19 protein-coding genes are annotated in these 17,496 nt (G+C 39.5%); 13 read left to right on the top strand and 6 right to left on the bottom strand.

The annotated features are described in order from the left end of the window. From mobA to OFO12_RS02455, 6 genes are all read left to right on the top strand, one after another. Entirely contained in the window at positions 1-552 is a 552-nt protein-coding gene (gene mobA / locus OFO12_RS02480) for a molybdenum cofactor guanylyltransferase (RefSeq protein WP_270867915.1), read from the top strand. Next, complete coding sequence (locus OFO12_RS02475; protein ID WP_270869341.1) at positions 542-1,528, top strand: phospholipase A; 987 nt, start codon at positions 542-544, stop codon at positions 1,526-1,528. The genes mobA and OFO12_RS02475 overlap by 11 nt, the downstream gene beginning before the upstream one ends. A 466-nt stretch (positions 1,529-1,994) precedes the next feature. Next, positions 1,995-2,921, top strand: a complete 927-nt coding sequence (locus OFO12_RS02470; protein ID WP_270858518.1) for a branched-chain amino acid transaminase — start codon at positions 1,995-1,997, stop codon at positions 2,919-2,921. Between the two features lie 8 nt (positions 2,922-2,929). Then, positions 2,930-4,012, top strand: coding sequence for an SPFH domain-containing protein (locus OFO12_RS02465; RefSeq protein WP_270869340.1), 1,083 nt, complete (start codon positions 2,930-2,932; stop codon positions 4,010-4,012). A gap of 63 nt (positions 4,013-4,075) precedes the next feature. Further along, a complete protein-coding gene (hisIE, locus tag OFO12_RS02460) occupies positions 4,076-4,876 on the top strand; it encodes a bifunctional phosphoribosyl-AMP cyclohydrolase/phosphoribosyl-ATP diphosphatase HisIE (protein ID WP_270869339.1) in 801 nt (266 codons plus the stop codon). A 251-nt stretch (positions 4,877-5,127) separates the two neighbouring features. Then, complete coding sequence (locus OFO12_RS02455) at positions 5,128-5,610, top strand: hypothetical protein (RefSeq protein WP_270869338.1); 483 nt, start codon at positions 5,128-5,130, stop codon at positions 5,608-5,610. 256 nt (positions 5,611-5,866) lie between these two features. Here the strand turns inward: OFO12_RS02455 and OFO12_RS02450 are convergent, their stop codons facing one another. The 4 genes from OFO12_RS02450 to OFO12_RS02435 form a co-directional block, all read right to left on the bottom strand. Continuing rightward, entirely contained in the window at positions 5,867-6,472 is a 606-nt protein-coding gene (locus tag OFO12_RS02450; RefSeq protein WP_270869337.1) for a lactate utilization protein, read from the bottom strand. A gap of 98 nt (positions 6,473-6,570) precedes the next feature. Beyond that, positions 6,571-9,051, bottom strand: coding sequence for a PEP/pyruvate-binding domain-containing protein (locus OFO12_RS02445; protein ID WP_270869336.1), 2,481 nt, complete (start codon positions 9,049-9,051; stop codon positions 6,571-6,573). After that, positions 9,032-9,856 carry a phosphatase PAP2 family protein gene (locus OFO12_RS02440; protein ID WP_270869335.1) on the bottom strand — a complete coding sequence of 275 codons (825 nt, stop codon included), beginning with the start codon at positions 9,854-9,856 and terminating at the stop codon, positions 9,032-9,034. The genes OFO12_RS02445 and OFO12_RS02440 overlap by 20 nt, the downstream gene beginning before the upstream one ends. Beyond that, positions 9,834-11,006, bottom strand: a complete 1,173-nt coding sequence (locus tag OFO12_RS02435; RefSeq protein ID WP_270869334.1) for a 1-acyl-sn-glycerol-3-phosphate acyltransferase — start codon at positions 11,004-11,006, stop codon at positions 9,834-9,836. The genes OFO12_RS02440 and OFO12_RS02435 overlap by 23 nt, the downstream gene beginning before the upstream one ends. A gap of 242 nt (positions 11,007-11,248) precedes the next feature. Here OFO12_RS02435 and rpmJ point away from each other — a divergent pair, with 242 nt between their 5' ends. The 7 genes from rpmJ (at position 11,249) to OFO12_RS02400 (ending at position 16,151) form a co-directional block, all read left to right on the top strand. Then, positions 11,249-11,362 carry a 50S ribosomal protein L36 gene (rpmJ, locus tag OFO12_RS02430; protein WP_270858514.1) on the top strand — a complete coding sequence of 38 codons (114 nt, stop codon included), beginning with the start codon at positions 11,249-11,251 and terminating at the stop codon, positions 11,360-11,362. Positions 11,363-11,365: 3 nt separating this feature from the next. Continuing rightward, the gene (gene rpsM, locus OFO12_RS02425) at positions 11,366-11,734 is read left to right on the top strand and encodes a 30S ribosomal protein S13 (protein WP_270858513.1); all 369 of its coding nucleotides are present in this window, start codon (positions 11,366-11,368) and stop codon (positions 11,732-11,734) included. A 10-nt stretch (positions 11,735-11,744) separates the two neighbouring features. Next, positions 11,745-12,137: a 30S ribosomal protein S11 gene (gene rpsK / locus OFO12_RS02420; protein ID WP_270864765.1), complete on the top strand. Its 393-nt coding sequence runs from the start codon at positions 11,745-11,747 to the stop codon at positions 12,135-12,137. An 18-nt stretch (positions 12,138-12,155) separates the two neighbouring features. Next, on the top strand, positions 12,156-12,782 hold the full coding sequence (rpsD, locus tag OFO12_RS02415; RefSeq protein ID WP_270858511.1) for a 30S ribosomal protein S4: 627 nt from the start codon (positions 12,156-12,158) through the stop codon (positions 12,780-12,782). Between the two features lie 10 nt (positions 12,783-12,792). Continuing rightward, a complete protein-coding gene (locus tag OFO12_RS02410) occupies positions 12,793-13,812 on the top strand; it encodes a DNA-directed RNA polymerase subunit alpha (protein WP_270869333.1) in 1,020 nt (339 codons plus the stop codon). A gap of 9 nt (positions 13,813-13,821) precedes the next feature. Further along, positions 13,822-14,178 carry a 50S ribosomal protein L17 gene (gene rplQ / locus OFO12_RS02405; RefSeq protein WP_270858509.1) on the top strand — a complete coding sequence of 119 codons (357 nt, stop codon included), beginning with the start codon at positions 13,822-13,824 and terminating at the stop codon, positions 14,176-14,178. A gap of 167 nt (positions 14,179-14,345) precedes the next feature. Then, complete coding sequence (locus OFO12_RS02400; RefSeq protein WP_270869332.1) at positions 14,346-16,151, top strand: Na/Pi cotransporter family protein; 1,806 nt, start codon at positions 14,346-14,348, stop codon at positions 16,149-16,151. A 75-nt stretch (positions 16,152-16,226) separates the two neighbouring features. Here the strand turns inward: OFO12_RS02400 and OFO12_RS02395 are convergent, their stop codons facing one another. Both OFO12_RS02395 and OFO12_RS02390 read right to left on the bottom strand, forming a co-directional pair. Then, positions 16,227-16,844: a hypothetical protein gene (locus OFO12_RS02395; RefSeq protein ID WP_270869331.1), complete on the bottom strand. Its 618-nt coding sequence runs from the start codon at positions 16,842-16,844 to the stop codon at positions 16,227-16,229. 10 nt (positions 16,845-16,854) lie between these two features. Next, the gene (locus OFO12_RS02390; protein ID WP_270869330.1) at positions 16,855-17,487 is read right to left on the bottom strand and encodes an NAD(P)H-dependent oxidoreductase; all 633 of its coding nucleotides are present in this window, start codon (positions 17,485-17,487) and stop codon (positions 16,855-16,857) included. Positions 17,488-17,496 lie beyond the last annotated feature (9 nt).

Genomic DNA, 17,496 nt, shown 5'->3' with positions numbered 1-17,496 from the left:
TTGGGCGAGCCTAGAATTTGCGTGATTTTGTGCGGTGGCAAAAGCTCTCGTTTTGGCAGAGATAAGGCAGTAGAGCCATTTTCGGGCGAGCCTAGCATGACACATTTTTGTTTCAAAAGGTATTCGCGCATTTTTTCGCAGGTTTTTGTCTGCGCAAAATCGCAAAAATTTAGCCCCGCACTTCCTTTGATAAAAGATGATTTTAAGGATTTTTCGCCTATGGGCGCGCTGTATTCGGCGCTTAGGGGATTTGCTGGGGAAAGGGTTTTCATCGTGCCTGCTGATACGCCATTTGTGAGCGAAGAGGCAATCCGCGCGCTTTGGGAGAGCAGGGCTGAGATTTCGCTTGCAAGTGATGGCGAAAAAACGCATAATTTATGCGGATTTTTTAGTGGGGATTTGGCGGAGCGTGCGCTGGAATTTTACCACGCGAAAAACCATAAAATCGGCGAATTTATTACTTCTTGCGATAGTGAAATTTTAAAATTTAAAGACAAAGCGCAGTTTTTAAATATCAATTACGAAAGCGATTTAGAAAAAGTTGAAAACTAAAATTTTATTTTTGGCGCTATTTAGCGTTTTGTGCGCAGATGATGGCGAAATTTTGGCGAAAGCTAGGGATTTTGAGGCAAAGGGCGATTATAAAAACGCTATGATTTATTATAAAAAATTAGCCCTTGCAAACACTGGCGCGCAAAATTCAAGCGGAATTTCAAAGCCAAATTTATCGTCAAATTCTAGCAAAAATTCGGCGCGGTATCCAAAAAAGCAAAATTTAAAGCAAAATTTAGCGAATTTAGACTTGAATTCTACGCCAAAACCAAGCAAAAATCAAAATTTTAGCGAATTTTTGGGTATTAAATATTACGAGCCAATTTATGCTCTCTTTACTCACGATCACCATAAAAAAGAGGGTCGTAGCCCCAATGAAGCGCACTTTGCGTTTAGTTTTGAACGGCCTATAAGCTATGATTATTTTGGCTTTGGCGAGAAAATTTCTTTTGCTTATACGCAAAATTCGTGGTGGCAAATCACCGCTGATAGCGCGCCATTTAGGGAAAATAACTACAAGCCAGAGCTTTTTATGAGTTTGGCACCAGACTTTGCTGATGAGCTAAAACTTGGCGTTTTGCACGAATCAAACGGCAAGGACGGGGCGGATTCGCGCTCGATAAATCATCTTTATGCGCAAAGTTCGTGGAGGTTTGGGGGCTTTGAAATCACGCCGAGACTTTGGTATGCTTTCGGGCTAGATCAGCGCAACAAGGATATTAGCGAATATATGGGGTATGGTGATTTGCGCGCTTCGTATAGCTTCGGGCGACACAAAGTCATGGCCAAATGGCGCAATAATCTGCGATTTAATTCGCAAAATCGCGGTGCAATCGAGCTTGATTTTATATTTCCGCTATTTAACAGCGGGCTTTATGGGTATTTTAGGTATTTTAGCGGATATGCTGAGAGCCTAGCGGATTATAAAAAAAGTGTCGATAAAATCGGCCTTGGCGTCTCGTTTGTGGAATTTTAAATTTCGCCAAATACTGACCTTGAATTTTGTATAATTTGTCATTGCAAGAAATGCGAAGCATTTCCGTTAAAATAAAACCAGCTAAATTTAGAAAAACGAAGTTTTTCTAAATTTAGCCACTTCTAAGGTTTTACAGGGGTGGGGGTTGGTAAGGGGGAGGGTGGCGTCTCCTAAAAAGCGCGCCCTCCCCCTTACAGAGAATTTCACGGCGCAGGTTAAATTCAAAAAATAATTCAATGCTAAATTTGGATTGAATTTTGAATTTAAATTTCTCTGGATTGCTTCGCTTCGCTCGCAATGACAGCAAATTTAGCGTAAGGAATTTAAAACTCGTAGATTGCTTCACTTTCTGCGAAAGCTCGCAATGACAGATTAAACAAATTTAAAAAAGCCCAAATTTCGAAAAGTCAAAATTTATAAAATTTTAGATAAAATCACAGATTTAAATTTCAAAAAAGGATGTAAAATGGCAAAGGTTCAACCGGCAAATTTAATTTGGAAAAACGGCTCGCTAATCCCATGGGCTGAGGCTACAACGCATGTTTTAAGCCACTCGCTTCACTATGGCAACGCAGTATTTGAGGGCGTAAGAGCCTACAAGACAGATAAAGGTTATGCGATTTTTCGCCTTGATGAGCACACAAAAAGACTTTTAGTTTCAGCCAAACTCTGCCTAATCAAAACCCCTTATAGCTTCGATGAGTTGCGTCAGGCGCAAATCGATGTCGTAGCCAAAAACGACTTCGATCAAACCGTCTATATCCGCCCACTAATCTACCTAGGATACGGCTCTATGGGTGTTTCGCTAAAAGATGTCCCAGTCGATACCGTAGTAGCTGCATGGCAATGGGGCGCGTATATGGGCGAGGAAGCCCTAAGAGCGGGCATTAAGGTGAAAATTTCATCTTGGGCGAAACCTGCTCAACACTCAATGATGGCAAAGGCAAAAGCAAGTGCGAATTATTTTAACTCACAAATGGCAAATTTCGAGGCTGTCGATGCTGGATACGATGAGGCGCTACTACTTGATCCGCAAGGTTTTGTGGCAGAAGGTCCAGGCGAGTGCTTGTTTATCGTAAAAGACGGCGCACTAATCACTCCGCCAAACGATACTAGCTTGGAGTCAATCACTCAAAACTCAGTTATCCAAATCGCTGAGAGTTTGGGCATAAAAGTCCTTCGCCAACGCATTTCACGCGATCAAGTCTATGCGGCTGATGAGGCGTTTTTCACAGGCACAGCTGCTGAGGTTACGCCGATTAGCAATATCGATGGACGCATTATCGGCAAGGGCGAAATGGGCGAGATCACAAGCAAATTGCAAAAAGCATATTTCGCGGTCGTTACTGGCAAAGACCCTAAATTTGAGCACTGGCTCACATATATCAAATAAGGATAATTATGCCGGCAGATTTAAATGATTATTTCAACAAAAATAAAAAAAATGGTGGCAACGAAAATGGTGGATTTAGCTTTAAGGGGCCAAATTTGCAGAATTTAGGCGGCTTTAAATTCGGCGGATTTTTCTACTTTTTAATCGCTATTATCGCGCTTTTTATCATTGCAAAACCATTTGCCACTATCCAATCAGGCGAGGTTGGCATTAAGTCAAATTTGGGTAAATACGACCCCACACCGCTGGGCGCTGGAATCCACTTTTTCGTGCCGTTTATCCAAGATATTTTTGTGATTGATACGCGCGTGAGAATCATCAACTACACTAGCAACGAGGATATGGCTACAAGCAGGGCAAGTGGCGGAAGTATCGGCGGAATCATCCGCAAAAACTCGCTCTCTGTTTTGGATTCTCGCAACCTGCCAGTAAGCGTGGATATCACCGTGCAGTATAAACTAAACGAAAGCACCGCGCCTGCGACGATTGCGGAGTGGGGGCTTTTATGGGAGGATAAAATCATCGATCCTCGCGTCAAAGATGTCGTGCGAAGCGTCATCGGCAACTATCCAGCAGAAGAGCTTCCGACCAAACGCGAGGAAATCGCTAAGGCGATCGATCAAGGAATCCGCTCGAATATCGACGCGCTTTCAAATTCGCCTGTGGAGCTAAGAGCCGTGCAACTTCGCGAGATAATCCTACCACCAAAAATCAAAGAGCAAATCGAGCGCGTGCAAATCGCTAAACAAGAGGCAGAGCGCACCAAATACGAGGTCGAGCGCGCTAACCAAGAGGCTCTTAAAAAAGCAGCCCTTGCCAAAGGTAACGCAGATGCTGTAAAAATCGAAGCCCAAGGTAAGGCGGACGCCGTGAAAATCGAGGCTGACGCGCAGGCGTATGCAAACACTGAAATCGCAAAAAGCCTAAATCAAAATTTGCTAAATTTAAAGCAAATCGAAACTCAGGCGAAATTCAACGAGGCTTTGCGTGAAAACAAAGACACGCAGATTTTCCTAACCCCAGGCGGTGCGGTGCCAAATATCTGGGTCGATACCAAAAACAAACCGCAACAATCGGCGATTAGCGAATAATAAATTTTGCAATCCTTTCCTAGGATTGCAAAATTGCGCAAATTTATCAAAAACGGAGATTTTATGATTAAGGTTGATTGGCAAAAGGTCGCTGGATTGCTCCCAGTGGTGGTGCAAGATTACAGCGACGGGGCTGTTTTGATGCTTGGCTATATGAACGAAGAGGCGCTTGCTCTCTCGCTAGAAACGGGGCTGGCGCACTATTTTTCGCGCACGAAAAATCGCATTTGGAAAAAGGGCGAAACAAGCGGCAACGAGCAAATCATAAAATCTGCGTTTTTAGACTGCGATAATGACACGCTGCTACTCAAAGTCGAGCAAAAGGGCGGTGTGGCGTGCCATACGGGAGCGAAGAGCTGTTTTTTTAACGAAGTAAAATTTGACGAAAATTTGACGCAAAATTTGCAAAATTTGGAGCAAAATTCGCAAAATTTGGGCGATGAAAACACTGCGCCTAAAACTGCGCGCAAAATTTCGCCCTATGATATTTTAGATGAAATTTACCATGTTTGCTTGGATAGGAAATTTAACGCTGACCCTGCGAAATCCTATGTCGCAAGCCTGTATAAAAAGGGCGAAAATAGCTACCTCAAAAAAATCTCCGAAGAGGCGTGCGAGTTCGCGCTAGCATGCAAGGATCTAACCCGTGCAAAATCTGCGCCAGAGGCCGAACGGGCGCGTTTTGGCGAGCATAGAGCGGGCGAGCCAGAATACGACGCGATTTACGAGGGCGCGGATATTATTTTTCACATGCTTGTAGCTTTGGGGGATCATGGAATCCACCCTGAGGCGATTTTGCGCGAGCTTGCACGCCGTGAGGGTATCAGCGGGATAGAGGAGAAAAATTCAAGGCAGGAAAAATAAAATCCTGCGAATTCATTGTCATTATGGACAAAGCGAAGCAATTCAGGGAAATTCACATAAATTTTAATTTAAAAATTCAAATTCTCTCTAAAATTTACTAGATTGCTTCGAATTTCGGAGTTAAAAATATGAAAGTTCAAAGGATAAAATTGAATTTACGAAGCCGTTGGCTAAATAGCTATATTTACTTGATTTTTTATTACAGAGTTTTTAAAAAACCAAAATCCGTTTTTAGCTCCGTAATTTCGATAATGTCATTAGGTTTAATCGGTTGTTTTCTTTATCTTGTAGTGTTGGGATATTTAAAGGCACTGTCTTACAATCCAAGAACGCTCGAAAATCTCGATATAAACGAAGGAATTTTACAATCAGCGTGGTATAAAGCAAAGGGCACTGGCGGGACTTTGCGACTGGACTTAAACGAAAAAGAGCATAAATTTTATCAAATTCGAAAAAGTGAGCGAGAAATTTACGCAAAACTTATTGGCGAGAGAGTTAAAATTTACAGCGAACCAGCTATTTTGTTTTACTACGACCACATATTGCAACTCGAAGATAAAAACGATAAAGTTTTTATAAAATACGATTATGAAAACAAGCTCAAAGAACCAGAAAGAAATGAAAAAACGACATTTTTTTGTTTAAAGGCAAGTTTGTTTTTCTTAATTTTAATTTTTGTTTTAAATTTTAAAGGAAATAAACCTGAAAATTTCAGAAAGGAAGTTTATGAATAAAAAACAGATTTTAACTTGGATATTTGTAATTTTTTGTCTAATTATCAGTTTTACAACTACAATCAAAAGAGATGAGATTAAATGTTATTTTAATTCTTCGCAAAATTGCCTAAATTTAGGATTAGAATAAAATTTATTATGGCGCGAAATTTGCGAATTTAGCGTTTAAATTCATTACAAATTTAAATTTAAACGCTTTGAATTTATTATTGTAGGGATTTGGTCTAGGTGATTTCAGGCAAAACAGCGAAATTTGTTAAAATCCTAAATTTTCGTTGATCAAAATCACTTCGTATTCACAGCCATACGGCGGATAGTAAAATATGCTAAACCCCCTACACATGCGCTCTTTGCTCTTGCAGTCGTAGCATTTATCCCCGTTTGCGACACATGGGGTTTTTGATTTAAAACGATTTGTATTTTTCACGGCGGCTATGTTTCTAGCCCTGCTCATCGCGCTATCAAAATCTGGCGCGATTTTGTTTTTGCCCACGATGAAATAGACTTTTTTGTGCCCATAGCAAATCGCTGCTATGCGGTTGCCGGTGCCGTCTATGTTGATGATTTCCCCGTCTTCTGAAATGCCATTGACAGACGAGATATAAACATCGGTCGTAAGGGCTTTTTTGCGCGTTTCATCGACGCTGAGATTTTTGTCAAGTAGCCAGTGCCAGTAGGTTTCGTTGTGCTCTCTGAGGCTCTCATACAGCCCCATTTCCTTGACGCTCATCGAACCGCCAAAGCCCACGCTGACATCGTGGATATAGATATTTAGATACTCCACAGCCTTTTCTTTGCTCTCAAAAACGCTGACCTTGTAACCTAATTTTTCCAAATTTTTGGTTATTTTGTCGAAATTCACACTTGCCCCTTGAAATAAAATTTTGGTATTTTATCAAAATTTGCAAAAATTTTGGCTGTTTTGGGTGCGATTTGATGAGATTTGCTAAAATTTAAAAACTAATCCAAAATTTCCACAATTCCATTTTTGCCATCTACGCGCACTTTTTGCCCGTTTTGCAAAATTTGCATTACGCTTTTTACAGCCATGACAGCTGGGATTTTCATCTCTCTTGCGCTAACTGCCCCATGCGATAAAACACCGCCACTTTCGGTAATCAGTGCTTTTGCGCTATAAAAAAGTGGCGTCCAGGCTGGATTTGTCGTCCGCGCAACAAGGATAGAGTTTGGTATAAAATTTGCAAAATCATCGCTACTTCGCACCACGCAAACACTTCCTTCTGCCACACCCATGCTAGCAGGAAGCCCTTTTAGGATTTTGGCATTTGGGTTAAACTCGCTCTTTTCATCGACCGATAAATCCCATTTCGGAGTCAAATTTTTGTTTTTCAAATACGCGGTTTTATTCGATTGAATCTCGCTTGCTAGACTTTCATACTCGCCAGATTTTACCGCGATTTCTAGCGTTTGTAAATGCGCGAAAAAGAGATCATACGGCTCGGCGATGATATCTTTTTGCGCCAATTTTTCGCCAAGGGCTTTTATGCCCTTTCTCATCATCGGCGTTAGTCTGGTGGTTTGGTAGTGTTCTTCATCATCGAGTATGGTGTAAATTTGGACTAAATTTGCAAATTCAAGGGTAAATTCTTGCAAATTTTTTGGCACTGCGTTTAAAATTTCACTAAGGGCTTTATTTGTTTTGGCTGAAATTTCGCTGGATTTGTTTTTGTGTTGCATAGCAGGATTGTTTAAGATATTTTTTATATTATCCAAAACTATGTGTGGCGCCTCAGCCCATGTAGGAATATACGAGTCAAACTCGACCTCTCTGTGTCCGTGCAAATCTATAAATTTTTCAAATTTGGCTTTAAAATCGCTAAATTTATCGAGTAAATTTTCGCTTAGAATTTGCCTTGAATTTCGTGAAATAAAAATATCTTTTAGCTCGCTATTTTGTGCAACCTGCGAAGCTAGACTTAAAATTTCATTATTTATTAGGCTGGTTTTGGTTTGCGCTGTGCATAGAGCATCAAACCACGAAGCAGCCCTGCTCTCATCGATCATTTGCAAAAATCGCATAAAAAATTTATAAATCATAAACTGCGTTATTGATATTGCGATATTTGGCTTGAAATACTCTGTGCCGACATCGACTAAATTTTGAATAAATTCCCAAATTTCTTTTTCGTTTTTGTTGTCTAAATTTTGGGCTTTTAAACCGCCTATTTGCAAGAGATAATTCGATAAGTTTATATTCCAAGAATTAGGCAAAGAAAAAGCGTAGCTAAATTTTTGTTTTAAACTAGGCAAAATTTGGGCTAATTGCTCTAAATTTTTTATATTTAAAGGTGGGGTTTGCATATACAAATTTACCGCGTTTTGGTTGCCGTAAATGTAGTTGTCAAACATTGCAAACCATTTGCCGTTAAATGGTGGAAGCCCCATTAACTCAAACGAGTGTTTTAGCGAGATATGAAAGGCCAAATCCACATAATCCCAAGTCAGCGGAGTTATCACGCTTGGATAGCGTTCGGCTGATTCATCTCTGGTAAAATGCGGGATAATTGTTGTTATTGGGCGAGATTGCAAAAGATAGAGCTTATTATCCTTTATCGCCCACTCTATGTCTTGGACAAAGCCGTAATGCGCGCTTGTTTTTATATTTAGTTGCGCGATTTGTTTTAGCTCATCTTCGCTAAGACAAGCCAAATTTGCTAAATTTGGTTGAATTTCGCTCTCATAAGTGCCATTTTCTCCCCATAAAATGGATTTTTGCTTGTTTGCGATAACGCTTGAAATCAAATTTAGAGAATTTTTGTCTATGTGGTATTCATCGACATCGTATTCCCCACACACCACAGACTCGCCAAGTCCATAGTTTGCGTTGATTAAAATTTCGTCAAAATTTCCATTGACTGGATTTATGGCAAAACTCACACCAGCTTTATCGGCGAAAATCATCTCCTGCACGACCACAGCCATATCGGCATTTGCTTGCGCAAAACCTTGTTTGTGGCGATAGGCTATGGCGCGAGGAAGCCAGAGCGAGATGAAACACTCTTTGATTTTTTGCGTAATTTCATCTATGCCTTTTTGGTTCAAAAATGTATCGTGCGCCCCTGCAAAAGCCGAATTTGCAAGATCTTCTAGCGTAGAAGATGAGCGAACGCTGTAAGATTTGTTTGCGCCAAGTAGCGCTAAATTTTCTTTGATTTCATCTTTCAAATCATCTGGCAGAGGCAAATTTAATAGCTTTTTTCGTAAATTTTCGCTCTGTTTTTCTAAAATTTCTAAATTTCCATACTCGAAGTTTAGCTCTAAATTCGCATTTGCGATAAATTTCTTATACGCACTAGCTGTAACGATAAAGCCCTGCGGCACAGCAAAACCAGCTTGACTCATTTTGGCTAAACTTGCACCTTTTCCGCCACAAAGCGCGATATTTACGGCTTTTGGGTCGTTAAATTTTAATATATTCATTTTTTTCCTTTACGCAATAAAAACAAATCGTAGCCAGCATAATGCCTACAATGCAATCGATTAAATAATGATAGTGCAAATACACCGTAGAAACCCAAAGTAGCAGTGTTGGGATCAGCCAAATGCGAAATTGTTTTTTATCAAATTTGAAATTAAAAAGCAAAATAAAGCACGAAACACCGCAATGCAGACTCGGGAAAACATCGGTTAGATTGCTGCCTTTGGCGTAGTTTTCGTTTAATAAATCAAAGAAAAAATATCCTTGCAAAGGGGTTTGAAAAGTCAAAAAATCGTAAGGACCGATTGCGGGGACAAAAATATAGCCCAAAAATCCGATAGCATAAAGGCTCATAAGACCTATGTAGAATTTCTGAGTTAGGGGCTTTTTGACAAGATAGTAGATAAAAAAATAAAAAAGTTGTGGCAAAAACAAAAGATAAAAAAACGCAAAAATTTCGGTTAAAATTCGGCTAGTAAATTCTTGCATATAAAATCCAATAAAATCCCCAAACAAAGCACAATCAACGCTGTATAAAAGTGCGTCTTTTTTACCGCTTGGGTTGATTGGGGGCGAAATGTATTTTAGTAACACAAAGACTAAATTCATCAAAACAGCGTAAAATCCAAAACGCAAAATTCGGTTTTTGCTAGAAATATTATAAACTATCGCACACATGCAAACTACGCAAAATAGGGCAAATGCGTATTCGCCGAAAAATAAAAGTCTAAGTAATAAAATGCTAAAAAATGTAAGCCAAAGCACTTCGTGTGCTAAGATATTTTTATAAATTTGCGTTAATTTCATTTTCTAGCCTTAAAAATTTTGCCATGCCTTGCGGGAATTTTATGAAATTTAAAATTGCGATTAAATGCTTTTTGAAAGCTCCATAAAGTCGCAGTCCCCAAAGTGAAAAAATCAAAGCAAAAATCACGCCCAACACTCCCTTTGCCCCGCCAAACACCATGCCCAAAACAACCAAAATAGCGTAAAAAACTGCCCCTACGCCATATCCTGCTAGAATTTTATAAAGTGAAATTGTGTGAGTTTCTTTTGATTTTTTACCAGCAAAAAAGCCACAAAGTATGGGGATAAAATTTATAAAAAGCGTCGGCAAAACTATGAGCGAAGTTATAAATAAAGTCCAAAAAGAAACTAAAATATTTTTTGGATAAATTGCAATTTTTTTGTAAAGAAGCAGATTTTTGCCTTTTGTTTCGTTTTCGTAAATTTGCAAATTTTGCTCTAAATTTTGCTTTTGTGAATTTTGCAGATTTAGCAAAATCTCAGTGTAGTTTTTGTTTTCATCAAAAAGTGTGGCTAAAACAGCGATTTTATGGGCATTTTGCATATCTTCTTCATTTTTGTATTCGGTTAAAATTTTTTCAAAATTTTTAGTTAAATTTGCGTGGATTTCATCCGAATTTAGTGAATTTGAGATGATTTGTTCGCCTTGTTTTATAAAAACCTTTCCGCCCATACAGGTCGGATCATCGTAAAATATCGCAAACGGCGTGATTGCAAGGGATTTTTTATTTTGTTTTACAAAGGTAGCACTAAGCGTAGAAATTCCCTTTTCGAAAGGCAAATGCGATAATCCAAGCGAACTTGTGCCCTCTGGAAATATGCAAAGCGGAGTGTGATTTAGGGTGTTTAGCATATTTTTGAAGGCTTGTATATTTTTTTGTTTGTAGGTTTTTGGTTTGTCTTTTTCGCGAAAAATCGCAATTCCTGGAAATAAAATTTTTAAAAAGAAATTCCTTTGAAGGGACTTTGCAAGAGTAAAAACTGCATTTTTAAAAATGTATGAATAAACCCAGCCATCAACTGCCCCGTTTCTGTGTGAAAGGGCGAAAATTTTGGCGCAATTATCGTTTTTTATGGCAAAATTATCAAATTTGGTAATTTTTCGAAAATATGAATTTGCTATAATCCAAACTAAAATTTTAGAAATCACTTCTGCTCTTTGAAAATAAAATAAGCAGGCATTTTACAATAAATTTTATAAAATTTCTACGCTTAATAAGTAAATTTAAAGCTAAATTTGGATAAATTTGCCATTTTTTGCAACTAACTGCGTGAAGAAGTGTTTTCAAAATCACCGCTATTTTGAAAACAGTTGGTTTGATACTTTCGCCTGAAATTCGTTAAACCTAAGTGCAAGTTGCATTAAGCGGAATAAAATTTTAGGAGTGTAGGATGAAAGTTCGTCCTTCTGTTAAGAAGATGTGCGACAAATGTAAAGTCGTCAAACGCAAAGGTGTTGTCCATGTAATTTGTGACAATCCAAAACATAAACAAAGACAAGGATAAGTTATGGCTCGTATTGCAGGTGTTGATTTACCAAAGAAAAAAAGAATTGAGTATGGCCTAACTTATATCTATGGTATAGGTCTTTTCACTTCAAGAAAAATTCTTGATGCCACTGGCATTTCTTACGACAAAAGAGTTGCTGATCTAAGCGAAGATGAGGCTGCTACAATCCGCAAAGAGATCCAAGAAAACTATATGGTTGAGGGCGATCTTAGAAAAGAAGTTGCGATGAATATCAAAGCTTTGATGGATTTGGGTGGTTATAGAGGTTTAAGACACAGAAAAGGTCTTCCTGTTCGCGGTCAAAAAACAAAGACAAATGCTAGAACCCGCAAGGGCAAACGCAAAACTGTCGGCGCGGCAACTAAATAAGGATTAAGAAATGGCAAAAAGAAAAGTTGTTAAGAAAAAAACCGTTAGAAAAAATATAGCAAAAGGTATCGTTTATATCTCTGCTACATTTAATAACACAATGATTACAGTTACAGACGAAATGGGAAATGCTATCGCATGGAGCAGTGCTGGCGGACTAGGATTTAAAGGCAGCAAAAAATCAACTCCATACGCAGCTCAACAAGCAGTAGAAGATGCGCTTGGTAAAGCAAAAGAGCATGGCATTAAAGAAGTTGGTATCAAAGTTCAAGGTCCAGGTAGCGGTAGAGAAACTGCTGTAAAGAGCGTGGGTGCTATTGAGGGTATTAAAGTTACATTTTTAAAAGACATTACTCCTTTGGCTCACAATGGTTGCAGACCACCAAAACGCCGCCGCGTATAATAAATTTAGGAGAATATAATGGCTAGATATACAGGACCAGTTGAAAAATTAGAAAGAAGACTAGGCGTTGATTTATTTATGAAAGGCGAAAGAAGACTAGCTGGAAAAAGCGCTCTTCTAAAAAGACCTTATGCGCCAGGCCAACACGGACAAAGACGCGCTAAACTTAGCGAATACGGCTCACAACTAAGAGAAAAACAAAAAGCTAAATTTATGTATGGCGTTAGCGAGAAACAATTCCGCAAACTATTCGCAGAAGCTGCTCGTCGCGATGGAAACACAGGTGCGATTTTAATCCAACTATTAGAGCAAAGACTTGATAATGTAGTTTATAGAATGGGCTTTGCTACAACTCGCCGTTTTGCAAGACAACTTGTAACTCACGGACATATTTTAGTCGATGGAAAAAGACTAGATATCCCATCATACAATGTAAAAGCTGGACAAAAAATCGAAGTTATCGAAAAAAGCAAAAACAATCCTCAAATTTCAAGAGCGGTTGATTTGACAGCTCAAACAGGTATCGTTGCTTGGGTCGATGTAGAGAAAGAGAAAAGATATGGAATTTTCTCACGCGTTCCAGAAAGAGATGAAATAGTTATTCCTGTCGAGGAAAGATTTATCGTAGAGCTTTACTCTAAATAGTAGGTGAAACATGAGAAAAATTACAACATCAGCTCATATGCCAACTGAATTAAAGGTTGAAAATGTCAGCGAAAATGTTGCTAAAATCGTAGCATATCCTTTTGAGACAGGATACGGCGTCACTCTGGCTCACCCTTTAAGAAGATTGCTATATACTAGCACCGTCGGATTCGCTCCGACTGCTGTCAAAATCGAAGGTGTAACCCACGAATTTGATAGTATGAGAGGTATGCTCGAAGATGTTGCTGCATTTATCATAAATTTGAAAAGCCTAAGATTTAAAATCAAAGGCGATTCAAAAAGAGAGATTGTAGAATACAGCTTCAAAGGACCAAAAGAGATTTGCGGAAGCGATCTTTGCAACGATTTGGTCGATGTAGTAAATCCTAGCGCATATTTGGCTACTATTAACGAAGATGCCGATTTGAAATTTACTCTAATCGTAGAAAAGGGCATTGGTTATGTTCCAAGCGAAGAGATAAGAGACACTCTTGATAGCGATTATATCGCGCTTGACGCTTTCTTTACACCTGTTACAAAAGCAGTGTATGATATCGAAAATGTCCTAGTCGAGGATAACCCAGACTTTGAAAGAGTAGTATTTACGATCACAACTGACGGACAAGTAAGCGCAATCGACGCATTTAAAAATGCGTTAGAGGCTATGTATCAACAACTAAGCGTTTTCAAAGGCATAGTAAATATCAATATTTCTGATACTTTGGGAAAACAAATCCCTACAAATTCAGAATTTGCTAAATTATTTGAAAGCATTAATAGTTTGAATTTAAGTGCAAGAAGCTTTAACTGCTTAGAAAAAGCCGATATTAAATTTGTCGGCGAAATCGCTATTATGAGCGAATCAGAGCTAAAAGACCTTAAAAATTTAGGTAAAAAATCTCTTGAAGAGATTAAAGGCATTATGGAAGAAATCGGTTATCCATTGAGTAATGATAAACCAGAATTTTTAAGCAAAAAAGATAGCCTTAAACAAAAGCTTGAAGAGCTTAAAGCACAATCAAAAAATTAAGGATAATAAATGAGACACAATCACGGATATAGAAAGCTAGGTCGCACTTCGTCTCATCGTGCTGCACTGCTAAAAAATTTAACTATCGCATTAGTAAATAGCGGCAAAATCGAGACAACGCTTCCTAAGGCAAAAGAGCTTAGAAGTTATGCTGAAAAACTAATCACAAGAGCTAGAAAAGGCGATAGCGAAGCTCATAGATTTGTTTTCGCTGCATTACAAGACAAAGGCGCAACAAACAAACTAGTTACCGAAATCGCTCCAAAATACGAGGGCGTAAATGGTGGCTATACTCGTATCATCAAAACTCGCGTTCGCCGTGGCGACGCAGCTGAGATGGCATACATCGAGCTAATTAGCAAATAATCAAAATTCGGGAGAAATCCCGAATTTTAAATTTTAAAATTCTTCAAATTTCCCTTTAAATTTCCCTTTAAATTTCAACCTTTAAATTTAGATTTTAATCCCAAATTTACGCAAAATATTGTAATATTTCGACTTTTAAAAGCCTTAAAAATAAAAAAAGGAAAAAGTTGCAAATCCAAAATGATTTTTTAAAAAAACTAATTGATTTAAGGCACAAAATCGCCTTTGGCCTTATCCTTATCATCGCCTGCGTGCTAATGGCGTATTCAAAGAGCTTTATGACAATCGCCTTTGGAATTTGCATTTTTATCTTTGCGATAAATTTGCTAAATCAAGCCCTAAGCGGTCTAAGCATAATCGAAAATTTCTTACACAGCGTAACTTCTAGCAAATTTAAAAGCTTCCTTTTTGGGTTTATCACGACCTTTATCATGCAATCAAGTGGCCTAGTTAGCGTGCTTGCGATATCGTTTTTAAGCGCGGGGCTAATCGGGCTTAGCGCTGGGCTAGCTATCATTTGTGGGGCAAATTTGGGCACGGTTTCTGGCGGCTGGCTCTTTGCACTGGGGCTAAAAACGCAAATCGCATACTACGCAATGCCTCTGATAATCCTAGGCTCGCTGTTTTTATTCACCAAAAACCAAAATTCCAAAAGTTTTGGCTATTTTTTATTTAGTTTAGGGCTTTTGTTTTTAGGAATCCACTATATGAAGGGCGGATTTGAGGAGATTAAAGACACGGTCGATCTAGCAAAATACGCTATGAGCGGGTTTGGCGGGCTTTTGATTTACACATTTGTGGGTATTGTCATTACGATACTGACCCAGAGCTCGCACGCCACACTCGCCCTTGTCATCGCAGCTCTTGGCGCGTCGCAGATAAGCTACGAAAACGCAATCGCAATCGCAATTGGCTCAAATATCGGAAGCACAATCGTGGCAGTAATTGGTTCGCTTTCGGCGAATTTCGACGGAAAAAAGCTAATGCTTGGCCATGTGATTTTCAATGTCGCCACGGCTGTTTTGGTGATCGCACTGATAAAATATTTTGTGCTTGCCACAGACTGGGTGAGTGCGTATGTGGGGATAAAAAGCGATGATTACGCGCTCAAACTCGCTGTTTTTCACACGATTTTTAATGTTTTTGGTTGCGTACTTTACTATCCGCTGACCTCAAAACTCGAAATTTTACTAAACAAAATCATCACCGGCAAGGTCAAACGCGCCAAAATCATCAAGGCAAAATTTCTCGACGAAAACGCGCAAAAAGTGCCAAATACCGCATTTATCCTGCTTATCAAAGAAATGGGCAGGTTGTATTCTAACACCGTCTCAATCGTGGCAAAATCAATCAGCATTAGCAAAAATGACCTTAGCTCAGAGCTTGGCTCGGCTGAGATTATCGCCAAACGCTCAAAGCCAAAGGAGATAAATTTCGACGAGCTTTACGAAAACCGCTTCAAAGAGCTTTATTCGCAAATCACAGACTATCTCATCGGCGCTAGCGCAAACGCCAAAGACGGCGATTTGGCGCGCTTTATGAATATCCGCAGGGCAAGCCTGCTTCTAGCCGAAACGCTAAAAGATGTCAAACTAATCCAGCCAAATATATTTAAATTTATGAGCTCATCGAACGAGCATATCCGCGCCGAATACGACAAACTGCGCGCAAAAATCGTAAAAATGCTACGCATTATGGAGAGTTTGCGCGATTTCGAAATTGATAGCAAAGAGGGTATGAAGGAGCTTAGGGCGCTTTTTGAAGAATACCGCAAAAGCGCGCTCGCACCCGATAAACTTCTAGCCGAAAAGCTCATTTCAAACAAAATGGCGACCTCGCTGATGAACGATATGGAAATCGTCAATGAAATCACTTCAAGGCTTTTAAAAATCGTGGAAATTACATTTAATTACGGCAAAGAAAACGATGATTTTGAAATCATACGCGATAATCTGCGCCCAAAAGAGGCATGAAATTTCGCTTTGGCGCGAATTTGCTATTTTAAATTCGCGCCAAATTTAGCCCCTTTTGGTAAAGGGGCATTTGGATTAATCTGCCAAATTTATCGTATCGATAATCTCTCTGGCATGGATTGCATAGTCGTTGGCAAGGGCTTTTTGGAAAATTTCGGCTAGTTGCTCATACGAGCCATCACCTCCGCCGAAAAACTCGCTGTCGCCGAAATTTCGCTCGTTTGTAGAGATTGTTTTATTGTAAATCGGCTTGCCGTTTTTTAGAATTTTAAGCTTCAAATCGTAGCTGATAAATGGTTTTGCTGTTACATCAAAGCCGTCTGCGCTATAAAAGCCAAATTTAAAATCGCTGATTTGCGGGACGATTAAAAGCGCGCTAGGGCTTATGAGTTTTTCATCGCTTATCGTATTTGCTCGCACCAAATACGAGCCGATAAATCGCTTCGTCTCGCCCCCGACAAACTCGCCAAGGCTAAGGGTTAGATCCTTTTTCTTGCCAAGGCTAGTTGAAGAGATGAAAGTTTGCTCGCTCATAATATCAGCCGGGATATAAATTTGGGCTTCCTGCATGGCGTTTGCGACTAGGATATTTTCATCATACGGGGCGACATCTGCGCCATTTTTAAACTCGGCCTTGTGTGCGCAACCAGCAAAAAGTGCGCAAACAAGGGCAAAAGAAAAAAGCTTTTTCACGAAATTTCCTTTATTTTATCACTTTTACGACATCGTCAAATGCACGGCGTAGTTTTTTAGGCTGCGGATTTACGCGGTATCCAAACGGAAGCACGAGTGCCACGCGGCGGTCGTTTGGCTCGTATCCTAGCACTCTTGTAAGCTCAGCCCTATCATCAATCCCCTCGATTGCGCAGCTATCGATCCCGCGGCTTGCGGCCTCGTTCATCATAGTCATTGCTGCGAACATACACTGAGCGTGCGACCAGCCAAATAGCAATTCATCGTTATTTTTGAAATTTGCATTTAAAAATTCATCGTAGAATTTTACCCTCGCCTCGCGCTCTTCTGCGCTTTTGTCCTCACGGCGAGAAATCATTTTGGCGATGTATTCGCTACCGTTTTTGAGCTCAGAAATTTTCGCCATGATTACGACAAGGCGCGCTGAGGTGGTGATTTGAGGCTGTTTCCAGCAAAGATTGCAAATTTTTTGCTTCATTTCATCATTTTGGATAACCAAAAAATCCCATTGTTCAAGCCCAGTCGAGCTTGGAGCTAAAATGCCAGCTTCTAGGATTGCTCTGAAATCCTCGTCTGATATTTTTTTGTTTTCGTCAAAAATTTTGCATGCGTGGCGAAAATTTAAAATTTCTGTATGTGTCATACTCTCTCC

This window comes from Campylobacter sp. JMF_04 NA10 (genome assembly GCF_027737655.1).
In the GTDB taxonomy this organism is placed as follows: Bacteria; Campylobacterota; Campylobacteria; order Campylobacterales; family Campylobacteraceae; genus Campylobacter_B.
Note: the sequence above shows the minus strand (reverse complement) of the source record. Positions and strands in the feature narration are given on the sequence as shown.